The 15,501-nt window shown below is 71.9% G+C and carries 21 protein-coding genes; 13 read left to right on the forward strand and 8 right to left on the reverse strand.

The genetic code is table 11. The features are described from left to right. Positions 1-44: 44 nt before the first annotated feature. From D1825_RS10180 to D1825_RS10215, 8 genes are read left to right on the forward strand one after another with little or no spacing between them, the layout of a single operon-like run. A complete protein-coding gene (locus D1825_RS10180) occupies positions 45-776 on the forward strand; it encodes a helix-turn-helix transcriptional regulator (protein ID WP_118767312.1) in 732 nt (243 codons plus the stop codon). Continuing rightward, complete coding sequence (gene sufB / locus D1825_RS10185; RefSeq protein ID WP_118767313.1) at positions 773-2,212, forward strand: Fe-S cluster assembly protein SufB; 1,440 nt, start codon at positions 773-775, stop codon at positions 2,210-2,212. Before D1825_RS10180 ends, sufB begins: the two co-directional genes overlap by 4 nt. Next, positions 2,212-3,492: a Fe-S cluster assembly protein SufD gene (gene sufD / locus D1825_RS10190; protein WP_118767314.1), complete on the forward strand. Its 1,281-nt coding sequence runs from the start codon at positions 2,212-2,214 to the stop codon at positions 3,490-3,492. The genes sufB and sufD overlap by 1 nt, the downstream gene beginning before the upstream one ends. Further along, positions 3,489-3,821, forward strand: coding sequence for a non-heme iron oxygenase ferredoxin subunit (locus tag D1825_RS10195; protein WP_118767315.1), 333 nt, complete (start codon positions 3,489-3,491; stop codon positions 3,819-3,821). Before sufD ends, D1825_RS10195 begins: the two co-directional genes overlap by 4 nt. Before the next feature lie 14 nt (positions 3,822-3,835). Next, positions 3,836-4,597: a Fe-S cluster assembly ATPase SufC gene (gene sufC, locus D1825_RS10200; protein WP_118767316.1), complete on the forward strand. Its 762-nt coding sequence runs from the start codon at positions 3,836-3,838 to the stop codon at positions 4,595-4,597. A gap of 57 nt (positions 4,598-4,654) precedes the next feature. After that, positions 4,655-6,001: a SufS family cysteine desulfurase gene (locus tag D1825_RS10205; protein WP_118767317.1), complete on the forward strand. Its 1,347-nt coding sequence runs from the start codon at positions 4,655-4,657 to the stop codon at positions 5,999-6,001. Beyond that, positions 5,998-6,486 (forward strand): Fe-S cluster assembly sulfur transfer protein SufU, encoded by a 489-nt coding sequence (gene sufU / locus D1825_RS10210; RefSeq protein ID WP_118767318.1) that lies wholly within the window; start codon positions 5,998-6,000, stop codon positions 6,484-6,486. Before D1825_RS10205 ends, sufU begins: the two co-directional genes overlap by 4 nt. Further along, positions 6,483-6,794, forward strand: coding sequence for a metal-sulfur cluster assembly factor (locus D1825_RS10215; RefSeq protein WP_118767319.1), 312 nt, complete (start codon positions 6,483-6,485; stop codon positions 6,792-6,794). Before sufU ends, D1825_RS10215 begins: the two co-directional genes overlap by 4 nt. Positions 6,795-6,820: 26 nt before the next feature. On the opposite strand, the gene D1825_RS10220 is transcribed toward D1825_RS10215, so the two are convergent. Further along, a complete protein-coding gene (locus D1825_RS10220) occupies positions 6,821-7,102 on the reverse strand; it encodes a hypothetical protein (protein WP_118767320.1) in 282 nt (93 codons plus the stop codon). Positions 7,103-7,181: 79 nt separating this feature from the next. Between D1825_RS10220 and D1825_RS10225 the strand changes: the two genes are divergently transcribed. Continuing rightward, positions 7,182-7,628: an NUDIX hydrolase gene (locus D1825_RS10225; RefSeq protein ID WP_118767321.1), complete on the forward strand. Its 447-nt coding sequence runs from the start codon at positions 7,182-7,184 to the stop codon at positions 7,626-7,628. A gap of 13 nt (positions 7,629-7,641) precedes the next feature. Beyond that, on the forward strand, positions 7,642-7,998 hold the full coding sequence (locus D1825_RS10230) for a DNA polymerase ligase N-terminal domain-containing protein (RefSeq protein WP_233549810.1): 357 nt from the start codon (positions 7,642-7,644) through the stop codon (positions 7,996-7,998). Positions 7,999-8,010: 12 nt separating this feature from the next. Here the strand turns inward: D1825_RS10230 and ypfJ are convergent, their stop codons facing one another. Genes ypfJ through D1825_RS10250 form a run of 4 tightly spaced genes read right to left on the reverse strand, consistent with a single transcriptional unit; the run spans position 8,011 to position 10,889 of the window. Beyond that, entirely contained in the window at positions 8,011-8,880 is an 870-nt protein-coding gene (gene ypfJ, locus D1825_RS10235; protein ID WP_118767322.1) for a KPN_02809 family neutral zinc metallopeptidase, read from the reverse strand. 44 nt (positions 8,881-8,924) lie between these two features. Continuing rightward, positions 8,925-9,557: an energy-coupling factor transporter transmembrane component T family protein gene (locus tag D1825_RS10240; protein ID WP_118767323.1), complete on the reverse strand. Its 633-nt coding sequence runs from the start codon at positions 9,555-9,557 to the stop codon at positions 8,925-8,927. Next, positions 9,554-10,270 (reverse strand): energy-coupling factor ABC transporter ATP-binding protein, encoded by a 717-nt coding sequence (locus tag D1825_RS10245; RefSeq protein WP_118767324.1) that lies wholly within the window; start codon positions 10,268-10,270, stop codon positions 9,554-9,556. The genes D1825_RS10240 and D1825_RS10245 overlap by 4 nt, the downstream gene beginning before the upstream one ends. Before the next feature lies 1 nt (position 10,271). Beyond that, a complete protein-coding gene (locus D1825_RS10250; RefSeq protein WP_118767325.1) occupies positions 10,272-10,889 on the reverse strand; it encodes a biotin transporter BioY in 618 nt (205 codons plus the stop codon). A 192-nt stretch (positions 10,890-11,081) separates the two neighbouring features. Between D1825_RS10250 and D1825_RS10255 the strand changes: the two genes are divergently transcribed. Beyond that, positions 11,082-12,680: an ABC-F family ATP-binding cassette domain-containing protein gene (locus D1825_RS10255; protein ID WP_118767326.1), complete on the forward strand. Its 1,599-nt coding sequence runs from the start codon at positions 11,082-11,084 to the stop codon at positions 12,678-12,680. 22 nt (positions 12,681-12,702) lie between these two features. Here the strand turns inward: D1825_RS10255 and D1825_RS10260 are convergent, their stop codons facing one another. From D1825_RS10260 to D1825_RS10270, 3 genes are read right to left on the reverse strand one after another with little or no spacing between them, the layout of a single operon-like run. Then, positions 12,703-13,617, reverse strand: a complete 915-nt coding sequence (locus tag D1825_RS10260) for an SURF1 family cytochrome oxidase biogenesis protein (protein WP_118767327.1) — start codon at positions 13,615-13,617, stop codon at positions 12,703-12,705. Continuing rightward, positions 13,614-13,850: a hypothetical protein gene (locus D1825_RS10265; protein ID WP_118767328.1), complete on the reverse strand. Its 237-nt coding sequence runs from the start codon at positions 13,848-13,850 to the stop codon at positions 13,614-13,616. The genes D1825_RS10260 and D1825_RS10265 overlap by 4 nt, the downstream gene beginning before the upstream one ends. Further along, positions 13,847-14,179 (reverse strand): DUF3099 domain-containing protein, encoded by a 333-nt coding sequence (locus tag D1825_RS10270; RefSeq protein WP_118767329.1) that lies wholly within the window; start codon positions 14,177-14,179, stop codon positions 13,847-13,849. Before D1825_RS10270 ends, D1825_RS10265 begins: the two co-directional genes overlap by 4 nt. A 112-nt stretch (positions 14,180-14,291) precedes the next feature. On the opposite strand from D1825_RS10270, the gene fabG reads away from it, so the two are divergent. Continuing rightward, a complete protein-coding gene (gene fabG, locus D1825_RS10275) occupies positions 14,292-15,014 on the forward strand; it encodes a beta-ketoacyl-ACP reductase (RefSeq protein ID WP_118767330.1) in 723 nt (240 codons plus the stop codon). A 60-nt stretch (positions 15,015-15,074) separates the two neighbouring features. Then, positions 15,075-15,501, forward strand: a 427-nt coding sequence (locus D1825_RS10280; protein ID WP_118767331.1) for an SDR family oxidoreductase, incomplete at its 3' end; no start/stop codon positions are given.

Consider the following 15,501-nt stretch of genomic DNA (forward strand, 5'->3'; position numbering starts at 1 on the left):
ACCTTCCCCAGGGCGCGATCACCGACGGCCCCCAGGAGGTGGACATGAGCGTGACCTCGCCCGCTGCTGTCCGCCACGACTCGGCCGACTCCGACGCCGGCACGCGCCAGCGTGTTCTGCAGCTCATCGCCTCGTCGGGCCCGGTCGCCGCACCCGAGATCGCCGCGAGCCTCGACCTGACCCCCGCCGCGATTCGCCGGCACCTCGGCGTCCTCGAGCACACCGACCAGATCGCCGTGCACGACTCCGTGGGCGCCGGCCCGGCTCGTCGTGGCCGGCCCGCGCGCCGGTACGTCGCGACGAACCAGGGGCAGGCCGCCCTCACGCACACGTACTCCGAGCTGGCTGCCGACGCGCTGCGGTTCCTCGCCGCGACCGGCGGGCCCGACGCGGTCGCCGGGTTCGCCGAGCACCGCGTGCGCGAGCTCGAGGAGCGGCTCGCCGTCCCGCTCGCAGCGGCCGGCAGCACCACCGAGCGCGTGCAGGCGCTCGCCGACGCGCTGTCGAGCGACGGGTACGCGGCCTCGGCCCGGCCCGCGCCCGGCGGTCACGCGATCCAGCTCTGCCAGGGGCACTGCCCCGTGCAGGACGTCGCCCACGAGTTCCCGCAGCTGTGCGAGGCCGAGGCCAAGGCGTTCTCGCGCCTGCTCGGCGTGCACGTGCAGCGGCTCGCCACGCTGGCCTCGGGAGGCCACGTGTGCACCACGAACATCCCCGTGATCCCCCCGAGCAACTCAGCAGGCCCCGTGCTCGCCCCGGAAGGAACGAACGCATGAGCGCACCGACGCAGGACCCGGCACAGCCGATGACGCAGGACGAGGCCATCGCCTCGATCGGCAGCTACAACTACGGCTGGCACGACGCCGACGCCGCGGGGGAGACCGCCACGCGCGGTCTGTCCGAGGCGAAGGTGCGCGAGATCTCCGCGCTCAAGAACGAGCCCGAGTGGATGCTCAAGACGCGCCTGAAGTCGCTGCGGCTGTTCGAGAAGAAGCCCATGCCGTGGTGGGGCTCCGACCTGTCGGGCATCGACTTCGACAACATCAAGTACTTCGTGCGGTCCACCGAGAAGCAGGCCACCAGCTGGGAGGACCTGCCCGAGGACATCAAGAGCACGTACGACCGCCTGGGCATCCCGGAGGCCGAGAAGCAGCGCCTCGTCGCCGGCGTCGCTGCGCAGTACGAGTCTGAGGTCGTCTACCACCAGATCCAGGAGTCGCTCGAGGAGCAGGGCGTCATCTTCCTCGACACCGACACCGCTCTCAAGGAGCACCCGGAGATCTTCGAGCAGTACTTCGGCTCGGTCATCCCGCCCGGGGACAACAAGTTCGCGTCGCTCAACACGGCCGTCTGGTCGGGCGGCTCGTTCGTCTACGTCCCGCCGGGCGTCCACGTCGAGATCCCGCTGCAGGCCTACTTCCGCATCAACACGGAGAACATGGGCCAGTTCGAGCGGACGCTGATCATCGCCGACGAGGGCTCCTACGTGCACTACGTCGAGGGCTGCACCGCGCCGGTGTACTCGAGCGACTCGCTGCACAGCGCTGTCGTCGAGATCATCGTCAAGAAGAACGCGCGCGTCCGGTACACGACCATCCAGAACTGGTCGAACAACGTCTACAACCTCGTGACCAAGCGGGCGACCGCGGCCGAGGGCGCCACCATGGAGTGGGTCGACGGGAACATCGGCTCGAAGGTCACCATGAAGTACCCGGCGATCTACCTCATGGGCGAGCACGCGCGCGGCGAGACGCTGTCGATCGCGTTCGCCGGCGAGGGCCAGCACCAGGACGCCGGCGCCAAGATGGTGCACGCCGCGCCCCACACGTCGTCGTCGATCGTGTCGAAGTCCGTCGCCCGTGGCGGCGGCCGCACGTCCTACCGCGGCCTGGTGCAGGTGCTCGAGGGCGCCCACCACTCCGCGTCGAACGTGCTGTGCGACGCGCTGCTCGTCGACCAGATCTCGCGCTCCGACACCTACCCGTACGTCGACGTCCGCGAGGACGACGTGTCGATGGGCCACGAGGCCACGGTGTCCCGGGTGAGCGAGGACCAGCTGTTCTACCTGATGTCCCGAGGCATGGCCGAGACCGAGGCCATGGCGATGATCGTGCGCGGGTTCGTGGAGCCCATCGCGCGTGAGCTGCCCATGGAGTACGCGCTCGAGCTGAACCGCCTCATCGAGCTGCAGATGGAAGGTTCCGTCGGCTGATGACGACCACTACTGATCTCCTGTCCACGGACCACTCGCGGGCCACGGACGACGGGGCGCACACGCACGGCGTCGGCGGCATCCCGGAGTCGTCCCGCGCGTCGCGTCCGACGTCCTTCGACGTCGCCGACTTCCCCGTGCCCACCGGCCGCGAGGAGGAGTGGCGCTTCTCGCCGATCAACCGGCTCGCGCCGCTGTTCGCCGCCGACACCGAGGGTGTCCTGGCCGGGCACGGCGTGCTCACGACCGTCGTCGAGAGCCCCGAGGTCACCGTCGAGATCGTCGACCGTGGCGACGAGCGTCTCGGCCTGGCGGGCAAGCCCGGCGACCGAACGTCCGCGACCGCGTGGGCCTCGTTCCCGCGCGCCACGGTCGTCACGCTCCCGCGCGAGGCGGTGGCCTCCAAGGTCACCTCGATCCGCGTCGAGGGCGTCGAGGGAGCGGGCACGCACGACGCGCCGCTCGAGCCGTCGGCCTCGCACCTCGTGGTCCGCGCCGAGGCCCTCTCGCAGGGCGTCGTCGTCATCGACCACGTCGGCCACGCGGCACTCACCGAGACCGTCGAGATCATCGCGGAGGAGGGCTCGCACCTCACCGTCGTGACCGTGCACGACTGGGCCGACGGCTCGGTCCACGCCTCGTCGCACCGCCTGCGCGTGGGTCGCGACGCGACCGTCAAGCACATCGCCGTGACGCTCGGCGGCGACGTCGTGCGCATCACGCCCGACGCCGAGTTCGTCGGCGAGGGCGCCTCGGTGCAGATGCTCGGCCTCTACTTCGCGGACGCCGGCCAGCACCAGGAGCAGCGCCTCTTCGTCGACCACGCCGTCCCGAACTGCATCAGCCGCGTCACCTACAAGGGTGCGCTGCAGGGCAAGGGCGCGCACACGGTCTGGGTGGGCGACGTGCTCATCCGCGCCGCGGCCGAGGGCACCGACACGTACGAGCTCAACCGCAACCTCGTCCTGACGGACGGCGCGCGGGCCGACTCGGTGCCGAACCTTGAGATCGAGACGGGCCTCATCGAGGGCGCGGGCCACGCGTCGGCGACCGGCCGGTTCGACGACGAGCAGCTCTTCTACCTGCGTGCACGCGGCATCCCCGAGCCCGACGCGCGTCGCCTCGTCGTGCGCGGCTTCTTCGCGGAGCTGCTGCACGAGATCGGCGTGCCCGAGGTCGAGGAGCGGCTCATCGCCGCGATCGAGGCCGAGCTGGAAGCCTCGATGACGGCCCTGGACGCCGTGGCCGTCGAGGGATCCGAGGCGGGCGCGACCCTGTGACCGCACAGCTCGCCTGCTACGCCTCGGACGTGCCCACCGGCGGCACGCTCCGGGTGGAGCTCGAGGCCGAGTCCGGCACCGTCGAGGTCGCGCTCGTACGCGACGACGACGGTGAGCTGCACGCCATCAGCGACATCTGCTCGCACGGCGCCGTCTCCCTGTCAGACGGCGAGGTGGAGGGCTGCACGGTCGAGTGCTGGCTGCACGGGTCGAGCTTCGACCTGCGCACCGGCAAGCCGCTGAGCCCGCCCGCCATGACCCCCGTGCCCGTCTACCCCGTGACCGTCGACGGCGAGCGTGTGCTCGTCGACGTCGACGCCCCCTTGTGAGCTAGGAGAACCACATGTCCACCCTGGAGATCCGCGACCTGCACGTCAGCGTCGAGACCAAGGAAGGCGCCAAGCAGATCCTGCGCGGCGTCGACCTCACCGTCCGCAGCGGCGAGACGCACGCGATCATGGGGCCCAACGGCTCCGGCAAGTCGACGCTCGCGTACTCGCTCGCCGGCCACCCCAAGTACACCGTCACCGGTGGCACCGTGACGCTCGACGGCGAGGACGTCCTCGCGCTGTCGGTCGACGAGCGTGCTCGCGCCGGCCTCTTCCTCGCCATGCAGTACCCGGTCGAGGTCCCCGGCGTCTCGGTGTCGAACTTCCTGCGCACCGCCAAGACGGCCATCGACGGCGAGGCGCCCCCGCTGCGCACGTGGGTCAAGGACGTCCGCTCGGCCATGGACAACCTGCGCATGGACCCGGCGTTCGCCGAGCGCTCCGTGAACGAGGGCTTCTCCGGGGGCGAGAAGAAGCGCCACGAGATCCTGCAGATGGAGCTCCTCAAGCCGAAGTTCGCGATCCTCGACGAGACCGACTCGGGCCTCGACGTCGACGCGCTGCGGATCGTCTCCGAGGGGGTCAACCGCGTCAAGCAGAACCCGGACGTCGGCGTCCTGCTCATCACGCACTACACGCGCATCCTGCGCTACATCACCCCCGACTTCGTCCACGTGTTCGTGGACGGCAAGGTCGCCGAGGAGGGTGGCCCGGAGCTGGCCGACCGCCTCGAGAACGAGGGCTACGACCGCTTCCTGACGAGCACCACGGTCTGATCCGATCGCCGCCCGACGAGCCCTTCGAGGGGTCGTCGGGCAGCACGGACCGGCGGCATGACGAGAGGTGGGGACGTGACCAGCACGATCGAGGCGCCGCACACGCTGAGCGCGACCGAGCTCGCCGCCGTGCGGGCGGACTTCCCGCTGCTCGAGCGCACGCTGCGCGACGGGCGGGCCCTCGTCTACCTGGACTCGGGCGCCACGTCCCAGAAGCCCGACGTCGTGCTCGACGCCGAGCAGGACTTCTACATCCAGCGCAACGCCGCCGTGCACCGCGGCGCGCACCAGCTGGCCGAGGAGGCCACCGAGGCGTTCGAGGACGCCCGCGCGCGGGTGGCCCGGTTCGTCGGCGTCGACGACGACGAGATCGTCTGGACCACCAACGCGACGGCCGGCATCAACCTCGTCGCGTACGCGATGTCGAACGCGACGCTGGGCCGCGGGGGAGAGGCGGCCCGCCGCTTCGCGCTCGCACCCGGCGACGAGATCGTCGTCACCGAGGCCGAGCACCACGCGAACCTCGTGCCGTGGCAGGAGCTCGCGGCCCGCACGGGCGCCGTGCTGCGCTGGATCGGCGTGTCCGACGACGGCCGGCTGCGCGTCGACGAGCTCGACGACGTCGTCGGCCCCCACACGCGCGTCATCGCGTTCACGCACGCCTCCAACGTCACGGGTGCGATCACGGACGTCGCTCCGTTCGTCGCGGCCGCGCGTCGCGTGGGTGCGCTCACCGTGCTCGACGCGTGCCAGTCGGTGCCGCACCTGCCGGTCGACCTGCACGAGCTCGGCGTCGACTTCGCCGCGTTCTCGGGCCACAAGATGTTCGGCCCGACGGGCGTCGGCGCGCTGTACGGGCGTCGCGAGCTGCTCGCCGCGATGCCGCCGGTCACGACGGGCGGCTCGATGGTCGAGGTCGTGACCATGGAGTCCACGACGTACGCGCCGCCGCCACAGCGGTTCGAGGCCGGCACGCAGATGGTCTCGCAGGCCGTCGCGATGGGCGCGGCCGCCACGTACCTGTCCGACATCGGCATGACCGCGATCGCCGAGCACGAGGCGCACCTGGCCCGGCTGCTGCTCGACGCCGTCGCCTCCGTACCCGGCGTGCGGGTGATCGGCCCGACCGACACCGCCGACCGCCTCGCGACCGTCTCGTTCGTCGTCGACGGGGTGCACGCGCACGACGTCGGCCAGGTGCTCGACGACGCGGGCGTCGCGGTCCGCGTCGGCCACCACTGCGCGCAGCCGCTGCACCGCCGGTTCGGCGTCGCCGCGACCGCTCGCGCGTCGGCTGCCGTCTACACGACCGACGAGGAGATCGAGGTGTTCCGGGAAGCACTGAGCGGGGTCCGAGCGTTCTTCGGTCTGGAGGCACCCGCCTCGAACGAAGGAGCAGCATGACCACCGCGATGGAGCAGCTCTACCAGCAGGTGATCCTCGACCACGCCAAGCACCCGCACGGCCGTGGCCTCGCGGTGGCACCGGGCGGGGTCGCCTCGGCCGAGTCCCACCAGGTCAACCCGACGTGCGGCGACGAGGTGACCCTCCAGGTCGACGTCGACGACTCGGGGGTCGTGCGCGACGTCCGCTGGGAGGGTCAGGGCTGCTCGATCTCGCAGGCCTCGGTCTCGGTGCTGCACGACCTCGTGGTCGACCAGCCGCTCGCGACCGTCGGCGAGCTCGGCGCGACCTTCCGCGCGCTCATGCAGACCAAGGGCGCGGGTCTGGACGACGAGGACGCGGAGGACGCGCTCGGCGACGCCAACGCGTTCACCGGCGTCGGCAAGTTCTCGGCGCGCGTCAAGTGCGCGCTGCTCGGCTGGGTCGCCCTCAGCGACGCACTCATCAAGACCGGCGCAAGCGCCACCCCCAAGGAGAACGCATGACCACCACAGTTGCCGACGTCGAAGAGGCCCTGCGCGACGTCATCGACCCGGAGCTCGGCATCAACGTCGTCGACCTGGGTCTCATCTACGGCATCGTGCTCGACCAGACGAACACGGCTGTCATCGACATGACGCTCACGTCGGCGGCCTGCCCGCTGACCGACGTCATCGAGGACCAGTCCGCCCAGGCGCTCGACGGCCTCGTCGACGGGTTCCGCATCAACTGGGTGTGGATGCCGCCGTGGGGGCCCGAGAAGATCACGACCGACGGTCGCGAGCAGATGCGGGCCCTGGGCTTCAACATCTGACTCGCGCTCGCCCGGACGCCTCGGCCTCAACGGCCGGGGCGTTCGTCGTCCCCGGGGCCGTGCGTCGAGCCGTGCCGGTGATCGTACTGCTCGATGTGACGACGGCTCGCGGGGATCGCCAGCCACCGGCCCAGGGACGTCAGTGCGACGCCGGCGACGGCGAGCCAGCTCGCCCACGAGTCGGTGAACAACGCGGTGACCACGGCGAGCACGGCGGTCAGGGCGACGAGGGCAGTGCGGAAGCCGGTGGCGTGCGCGACGACCCACCGTTGGGACCTGGTGGGTGGCACGTCGCTGTCGGCCACCATGGCGCCATCATCGGCGGTCGACGCAGCGATCGCACGCTCAGCCAGGCCTCTCGGGCGGCACTGCCCATAGCCTGGCCGCATGTACGTGCGCGTGGCCGCCTATGCCGTCGTCGTCGACTCCGACCGGATCCTTCTCTCGCGGATCCGGGAGGCCCGGGCGCGCTGGACGCTGCCCGGCGGCGGGATCGACCCCGGCGAGCACCCGGCCGACGCCGCCGTGCGCGAGGTGCGCGAGGAGACGGGCCACGACGTCGAGCTCGACGGGCTGCTGGGCATCGACTCGATCGTCATCGCCGGCCCGGACCTCGACGAGCCCGCCGACGAGGACATGCACGGGATCCGGATCGTCTACCGCGCGCACGTCGTCGGGGGCACGTTGCAGGACGAGGCCGAGGGCAGCACCGACGCCGCGGCGTGGATCGACCTGGTGGACCTGCCGTCCCTGGCGACGGTCGAGCTCGTCGACGTGGCGCTCGCGATGCTGGCTGGACCGGAGTCGGCGGGCGTGCAGGCATGGACGTCATGACCGGCCTCCGCGCGTGACCACGACCGCTCGACCGGCGTTCGTGCTGCACGACCACCGCGTGCCACGGCCGCACTTCGACCTGCGCCTGGAAGAGGGCGGTGTGCTCCGGTCGTGGGCCGTGCCCCGCGGACTGCCCACGACGCCCGGCCGGCCGCGGTTGGCGATCGCGGTACCCGACCACGACCTGGACCACCTCACGTACACCGATGACACCAAGGTCATCGCGGACCACGGGTGGTGGGAGCTCGTCGATCGTGACGACCGCCGGACGGTCTTCGTGCTGCACGGAAGCAGCAGCACGGTCCGCTACGCGTTGATCACGACCGACGACGGACTCCTGCTGAGCCGCACGAAGGAGCAGCCGCGCTGAACCTCCAGCGCGTCAGAGCTTGTCGGCGGCGAACGTGTCGCAGGCCTCGAGCGTGCCCTTCTCGTAGCCGCGCGTGAACCAACGCTGGCGCTCCTCGCTCGACCCGTGCGTCCAGGTGTCAGGGTTCACCGAGCCGCCCGACTGCTCCTGGATGTGGTCGTCGCCCACGGCCGCCGCCGCGCCGAGCGCGTTCTTCAGCTGATCGGCGGTGATCGGCTTCAGGTACGGCTCCTTCGTCTCCGGGTTGATCGTCGAGGCGGCGTCGCCGGCCCACATGCCCGCGTAGCAGTCGGCCTGCAGCTCGACGCGGACGGAGTCGGACTCCGCGCCCGTCCCGCCGCGGTCGGCCTTGTCCATCACCCCGGTGATATTCTGGATGTGGTGGCCGTACTCGTGCGCGGTGATGTACTCCTCGGCCAGCGGGCCGTCCTCGCCGCCGAACTGGCTCTCGAGCTCGTCGTAGAAGCTCACGTCGAGGTAGATCGTGGCGTCCGGCGGGCAGTAGAACGGGCCGCTCGCGCTGGTGGCGTCGCCGCAGCCGGTGGACACGGCCTGCGTGAAGGACTTGATCGCGGGCTGGCTGAACTCGGCGCCGGCCGCGTCGAGCGTCGACTCCCAGTAGGTGTCCAGGGCGTAAGCCGTGGCGCTCAACCGGCACTGGCGGTCGGTGTTCGCCTGCTCGATCGTGCACTCGCCGACGGTGCCGCTGCTCTGCTCGTGTGCACTGCTCGTCCCGCCGCCGCCCAGGTCGACCCCGGTGAACAGGTACACGAGCACGACGACCAGGCCCACGGCGCCACCGCCGCCCGCGACGACCTTGCCGCGGCCGCCACCCGTGCTGACGCGGCCGCCGTCGAAGCTTCCGTCTCCTTGGAATGTCACGGGCCGACCGTAGTGGCACCCGCCCCGGCTCGCTCGGCGAAGCCTCAGTCCTCGCCCAGCCCCCGCGCCGCGAGGGCGTCGCCGGTGGCCCGCGCGTGCGCGACCATCCGCACGGCGGAGGGGACGAGCACCGCTCGGGGACTGCGCTCGAGCCCGCGGGCGCGCGCGGCGTCGCGGGCCTCGAGCGAGGTCTGGACCAGCACCGGGATGGTCCGCAGGAACAGGCCGCACGCGAGCGCGAAGGTCTCGGGGGACAGCCCGACGTGCCGCAGCGGCCGGGCCAGGCGCGCGAGCACCTCGAGCAGCGCGTCGGCGCGCGTGGTCGCCGTGACGATCGTCGCGAGCAGGACGAGCGCGACGATGTCGAGGACGACCTCGAACCCCGCCGCCCAGCCGCGCAACCACCACTGGTAGAGCCCGACGAGCGACACCGCGACCAACGTCCCGAGCAGGCCGCGCGTGGTGCGGTGCCACGGGACCCGGGACACGAGCTGGGCGAGCACGGCGACGGCCAGCGCGACGAACGCCGAGACCGGCCCGCGCGCGAGGCTCACCGCGATCCCGGCGACCGCGAGGCCCGCGAGCTTGGCGCCCGGGGGGCAGCGGTGCAGGACGCTCGTGCCCGGGTGGTAGAGCCCGAGCGGGCCGGCCCAGGGCTGCCGCAGCGGCTTGCTCACGCGCGCAGGGCTGTCATCAGCGCGCGGTAGTGCGCGATCGCCTCGACGGGCTCGCCGTCGTGCACGATGCGACCGTCGTCGACCACGAGCACGCGGTCGGCGCGGGCCGCGGCGTCGAGGTCGTGCGTCACGACGACGACCTGCTGGTCGAGCCCGTCGAGCAGGTCGTCGACCACCGTGCGCCAGCGCAGGTCGAGCAGCGTGGTCGGCTCGTCGCACACGAGGATCGCGGGCTCGACGGCCAGGACCGACGCGAGGGCCAGCAGCTGGCGCTGACCTCCGGACAGCACGTGCGCGGGCACCTCGGCCCGGTCGGCGAGCCCGAACCGCGCGAGCGCCGCACGGGCTGCCGCGTCGCGCTCGTCGGCCGTCAGCGGCAACCGGCGCAGCGACAGGGCGACGTCCTCGAGCGGCGTGGGCATCACGATCTGCGCGTCCGGGTTGGTGAAGACGAATCCCACGCGCCGGCGCACCGCGCGCCCGTCGACGGCCGTGTCGAGCCCGTCCACCCGCACGCTGCCCGACGCGGGCAGCACGAGCCCGTTGAGCAGCCTTGCGAGCGTGGACTTGCCCGAGCCGTTGGCGCCGATCACGGCGATGCGCCGCTCGGTCAGCCGCAGCCTGACCGGACCGAGCAGGCGCACCACACGATCGGCGTCGCCCGCGGGGTCCGGGCTGAACGCCGTGACGAGGACGTCGTCGAGCTCGATCAACTCAGCGCCGGTTGCGCAGCAGGTCGGGGTACGCGCGGAAGAGCGTGAACGCGACCGCGGCGGCGGCAGCGTTCTTGATGATGTCGCCGGGCAGGTAGACGACGTCGATCGCGACCGCGGCGCCCAGGTCCAGGTCCAGCTTGACCATGAGGCCGATGATGCCGCCCACGTGGATCGTCAGCAGCGAGCCGAACACGCCCGCGGAGAACAGGACGGTCCACCGCGCGTAGCCGACGGCTCGCGCGGCGGGCGTCGCGAGCACGCCGGCGAGCGCGGCGCCGAACGGGAAGGCGAGCAGGTAGCCGGCCGACGGCTTGCTCAGCACGCCGAGCCCGCCCGTGGCCTCGGCGAAGATCGGCACGCCGGCCAGGCCGACGGCGAGGTAGAGCAGCACGGCGAGCGCGCCGCGGCGCCAGCCGAGGACGAGTCCGGCCAGGATGACGGCGAACGTCTGCAGCGTGATCGGGACGCCGGAGCCGGTGGGGATGCCGGGCAGGATCGCGCACACGGCGATGAACGCGGCGAACGTCGAGATGAGGGCGATGTCGGTGGTGACGCTGCTGCGTGAGACCGCCGGGGCGGGCAGTGCGTCGGCGGCGTCCTTCGTGATGTCGGTCATGGGAAACCTCTGTCCTGTTCGTGTGCGGGGCTCGTGCAAGGCGTCGTTCGGGGCGTCGTGCGGGCTTCCAGCAGGGCAGTGACGCACACCGGTCGATGCCGGCGGCAGGTCGAAACGCTAGCCCGAAGTAGACTTGCTGGCGTTTGTGCCCGCGGCCAAGACCCGTGCGGCCTTCTCGGAGGAAACCATCAAGTGATCACCGCCCAAGCGGTCGAGCTGCGCATCGGCGCACGCGTCCTGCTCGAAGAGTCCTCGTTCCGCATCGCGTCAGGCGACCGGATCGGCCTCGTCGGGCGCAACGGTGCCGGCAAGACGACGCTGACCAAGACCCTGGCAGGGGAGACCCTGCCGACGGGCGGCCAGATCGTGCGCTCCGGCGACGTCGGCTACCTGCCGCAGGACCCGGCCTCCGGAGACCTCGAGCAGCTCGCGATGGACCGGGTGCTCTCGGCCCGTGGTCTCGACGAGATCGTCAGCGCGCTGCGCAAGACCGAGTCCGCCATGGCGAGCGAGGACGACGCCGTGCGCGACGCGGCGATGGAGCGCTACTCGCGCCTCAACGCCCGGTTCGACGCGGCCGGCGGCTACGCCGCGGAGTCCGAGGCGCACATCATCACCTCGAACCTCGGGCTCGACGACCGCGTGCTCGGCCAGACGCTCGGCACGCTCTCGGGTGGCCAGCGCCGCCGCGTCGAGCTCGCGCGCATCCTGTTCTCCGGCGTCGAGACGCTCCTGCTCGACGAGCCGACCAACCACCTCGACGCCGACTCGATCCTGTGGCTGCGCGACTACCTCAAGGCCTACCCGGGCGGCTTCATCGTGATCTCCCACGACGCCGACCTGCTGCGGGCCACGGTGAACAAGGTCTTCCACCTGGACGCCAACCGCGCCCAGCTCGACCAGTACGCGCTCGGCTGGGACGCCTACCTGCAGCAGCGCGAGACCGACGAGAAGCGCCGCCGACGCGAGCGCGCCAACGCGGAGAAGAAGGCCGCGACGCTGCTCGCACAGGCCGACAAGATGCGCGCGAAGGCCACCAAGGCCGTCGCCGCGCAGAACATGGCCCGTCGCGCCGAGCGCATGCTGTCCGGGCTCGAAGCCGCACGCGTGTCCGACAAGGTCGCGCGCCTGCGGTTCCCCGACCCCGCGCCGTGCGGCCGCACGCCGCTGACCGCGTCCGGCCTGTCGAAGTCGTACGGGTCGCAGGAGGTCTTCACCGACGTCGACCTCGCGATCGACCGCGGCTCGCGCGTCGTGGTCCTCGGCCTCAACGGCGCCGGCAAGACGACGCTGCTGCGGATCCTGGGCGGCATCGACACGTCCGACACGGGCACCGTCAACCCGGGTCACGGCCTCAAGCTCGGCTACTACGCGCAGGAGCACGAGACCCTCGACCTGACCCGCACGGTCGTCGAGAACCTGCGCTCGGCCGCGCCGGACCTCACGGACACGCAGGTGCGTTCGGTGCTCGGTTCGTTCCTGTTCTCGGGCGACGACGCCGACAAGCCGGCCCGCGTGCTCTCGGGCGGGGAGAAGACACGTCTGGCGCTGGCCGCGCTCGTCGTCTCGTCGGCCAACGTCCTGCTGCTCGACGAGCCCACCAACAACCTCGACCCGGCCTCGCGCGAGGAGATCCTCGCGGCCCTGCGCGGCTACACCGGCGCGGTCGTCCTGGTCTCGCACGACGAGGGCGCCGTGCAGGCGCTCAACCCCGAGCGCGTCCTGCTGCTGCCGGACGGCGACGAGGACATGTGGGGCAACGACTACCTGGACCTGATCACGCTGGCCTGACGCCGGTCGCGCTCGGCTCCTTTCAGTCGCGCTCGGACCGGAGCTGGGCGTCCACCAGGGCGTCCTCCTCCGCCTCGGCGCGACCGTCGCGGCGGCGCGAGGTGTGCACGCGCTCGGGCCGCGGTCCGCGCGGCGCGCGAGGTGCCCACGGGTCGGGGTCGACGGGAGCGCGCGGCTCGTCCACGCCCTCGAGGACCTCGCGTCGCGCGAGGAGCCCGAACCCGACCAGCGAGCCGAGCGCGAACACCCACCACTGGAACGCGTACGACAGGTGCGAGCCGGGGTCGATGCTGGGCTCGGGCAGCGTGCCGGGCATGGGCGTGACGGCCGGGTCCTCGGAGACGAGGCCGCCGTACGCCTGCCACGCGGGTCCCTCGACGCCCGCGACGTCGAGGACCTCGTCGACGGCGATCGCCTGGACCTGGCCGGCGGGCGCCCTCCGGGTGGAGTCGGGCTCGTCGGCACGCAGGCGGACGGTGATCGTCACATCGCCCGTCGGGGGTGCCGGTGCGACGACGTCGGTGTCGGCGTCCTCGCCCGTCGGCACCCAGCCGCGGTCGACGACCAGGACCGTGCCCGCGTCGGTGGCCGTGGGCGCGGTGCCGGCGGACGAGTCGTCGACGACGAACGGGACCAGCACGTGGTAGGCCGGGGTGCCGTCAGCCGGTCGGTTGCGCAGCTCGACGGTCTGCTCGGGCAGGTAGTGCCCGGAGATGAGCACGGGCTTCCAGACGAGGTCGTCCGGGGCGGGCTGCTCGGGCGTCAGGACGCTCGACAGCGGCACCGGGTCAGCCCCGAAGTTGTCCATGACGATCGCGATCTGGGCGTCGCGCCACTCGTGCCGGTGCCACTGCCAGCGGCCCAGGAACACGCACGCCGTGGCGAGGGCCACGGCGAGCAGGCAGAGCCCGACGGCGCGGCGGACGGCCGGTCTCACGTGGCCGCGCCCTCGAGGGAGTCGGCCGGCACCACCGAGCGCAGGAAGCCGCGCGTGTCGAGGAACTGCGAGAGGTGCTCGAGGTGGTCGTCGCACGCGAGCCACACCTTGCGCCGCTCGGTGGTGTGCAGCTTGGGGTTGTTCCACAGCAGGCCGTGGGTCGCCTCCGCGCGGCAGCCCTTGGCGGAGCAGATCATCTCGTCGACCGGGTCCGGGGTGAACAGCAGGCTCATCGCGGGCCACCGCCCAGGTGGCCGGCGTCGCGCGGTCCGGGTCCGATCTCGCGCGGGTCGATGAACGTCGTGTCGCCGTCGCGACGCTCGCGGCCGGCGTTGGCCAGGATCACGGCGATGTACGGCAGGACCACCGCGCCGACGATGAGGATCACGGACGCCCAGCGCGGGATGTGCGCCCAGGTGACGACCGCGGCGGCGAAGCACAGGACGCGGATGCCCATCTGGATCAGGTACCGCTTCTGGCGCCGCGCGACGTCGTCCGCGAGCGGTTCGGGCGCGGACGTGATCCGGGGGATCTCCGGTCCGTCCTGCTTGCGCACGCTCACTACCTGATCCTAAGTCCGCTCGGCAGTTGTGCATGTCCCACAACCCGGCGCGACGAACGTGTGCCCGGACGGTCCCGCACCAGGCGGGTGGGCTCGGATAGCGTCGTGTCCCGTGCCAGAGACTTCCGACAACGCCCGCAGTGTCCTGATCACCGGTGCGAACCGCGGCATCGGCCGCGCGATCGCCGAGCGCTTCGTCGCCGCCGGGGACAAGGTCGCCACCATCTACCGTTCCGGTGACCTGCCCGAGGGCGTGCTGGGCGTGAAGGGTGACATGCGGTACAGCGCGTCGATCGACGCCGCGTTCACCGAGATCGAGGCCGCGCACGGCCCCGTCGAGGTGCTCGTCGCGAACGCCGGGATCACCCGCGACCAGCTGCTCATGCGGATGTCCGACGAGGAGTTCGACGACGTCCTGGACGTCAACCTCAAAGGCGCGTTCCGCTGCGCGCGCCGCGCGAGCAAGGGCATGATCCGCCTGCGCCGCGGCCGCATCGTGCTGATCTCCTCGGTCGTCGGCCTCTACGGCTCGCCCGGCCAGGTCAACTACTCCGCCTCCAAGGCGGCGCTCGTGGGCGTCGCGCGCTCGATCACGCGCGAGCTGGGCGGCCGCGGCATCACCGCGAACGTCGTCGCGCCGGGCTTCATCGACACCGACATGACGCGGGCGCTGCCCGAGGCCACCCAGAAGGCGTACGTCGACTCCATCCCGGCCGGACGCTTCGCGCAGCCCGACGAGGTCGCGGCGGCCGTCGAGTTCCTCGCCTCGCCCGGCGCCGCGTACATCTCCGGCGCCGTGATCCCGGTCGACGGCGGCCTGGGCATGGGCCACTGACGGGCCACTGACGGGTCACTGAACCTCCCGAACTCCCGCACGACAGAACGGAACACACTCATGGGTCTGCTCGAAGGCAAGAAGCTCCTCGTCACCGGTGTCCTCACCGACGGCTCGATCGCGTTCCACGTCGCGCGCCTGGCCCAGCAGGAGGGCGCCCAGGTGGTGCTGACCTCCTTCGGCCGCCAGTTCCGGCTCACGCAGGCCATCGCGCGCCGTCTCCCCGCGCCCGCCGAGGTCGTGCAGCTCGACGTCACGTCCGACGAGGACCTCGCGGCCCTCGCCGACCGCCTGCGCGAGGTCGGCTTCGACTCGCTCGACGGCGTCGTGCACTCGATCGGCTTCGCGCCGCAGTCCGTCATGGGCGGCAACTTCCTGGCGGGCGAGTGGGCCGACGTGGCCACCGCGCTGCAGGTCTCGGCGTTCTCGCTGAAGTCGCTCGCGGTCGCCGCCCAGCCGCTGCTGACCCGCGGCTCGTCGATCGTCG

The organism is Cellulomonas rhizosphaerae (assembly GCF_003470205.1).
Taxonomy (GTDB): Bacteria; Actinomycetota; Actinomycetes; order Actinomycetales; family Cellulomonadaceae; genus Cellulomonas; species Cellulomonas rhizosphaerae.

Excerpts from the sequence above, each read along its gene's own strand:
- D1825_RS10180 (WP_118767312.1), top strand. The coding sequence starts at position 45 with ATGAGCGTGACCTCGCCCGCTGCTGTCCGCCACGACTCGGCCGACTCC.
- sufB (WP_118767313.1), top strand. The coding sequence starts at position 773 with ATGAGCGCACCGACGCAGGACCCGGCACAGCCGATGACGCAGGACGAG.
- sufD (WP_118767314.1), top strand. The coding sequence starts at position 2,212 with ATGACGACCACTACTGATCTCCTGTCCACGGACCACTCGCGGGCCACG.
- sufC (WP_118767316.1), top strand. The coding sequence starts at position 3,836 with ATGTCCACCCTGGAGATCCGCGACCTGCACGTCAGCGTCGAGACCAAG.
- D1825_RS10205 (WP_118767317.1), top strand. The coding sequence starts at position 4,655 with ATGACGAGAGGTGGGGACGTGACCAGCACGATCGAGGCGCCGCACACG.
- sufU (WP_118767318.1), top strand. The coding sequence starts at position 5,998 with ATGACCACCGCGATGGAGCAGCTCTACCAGCAGGTGATCCTCGACCAC.
- D1825_RS10215 (WP_118767319.1), top strand. The coding sequence starts at position 6,483 with ATGACCACCACAGTTGCCGACGTCGAAGAGGCCCTGCGCGACGTCATC.
- D1825_RS10220 (WP_118767320.1), bottom strand. The coding sequence starts at position 7,102 with ATGGTGGCCGACAGCGACGTGCCACCCACCAGGTCCCAACGGTGGGTC.
- D1825_RS10225 (WP_118767321.1), top strand. The coding sequence starts at position 7,182 with ATGTACGTGCGCGTGGCCGCCTATGCCGTCGTCGTCGACTCCGACCGG.
- D1825_RS10250 (WP_118767325.1), bottom strand. The coding sequence starts at position 10,889 with ATGACCGACATCACGAAGGACGCCGCCGACGCACTGCCCGCCCCGGCG.
- D1825_RS10265 (WP_118767328.1), bottom strand. The coding sequence starts at position 13,850 with ATGAGCCTGCTGTTCACCCCGGACCCGGTCGACGAGATGATCTGCTCC.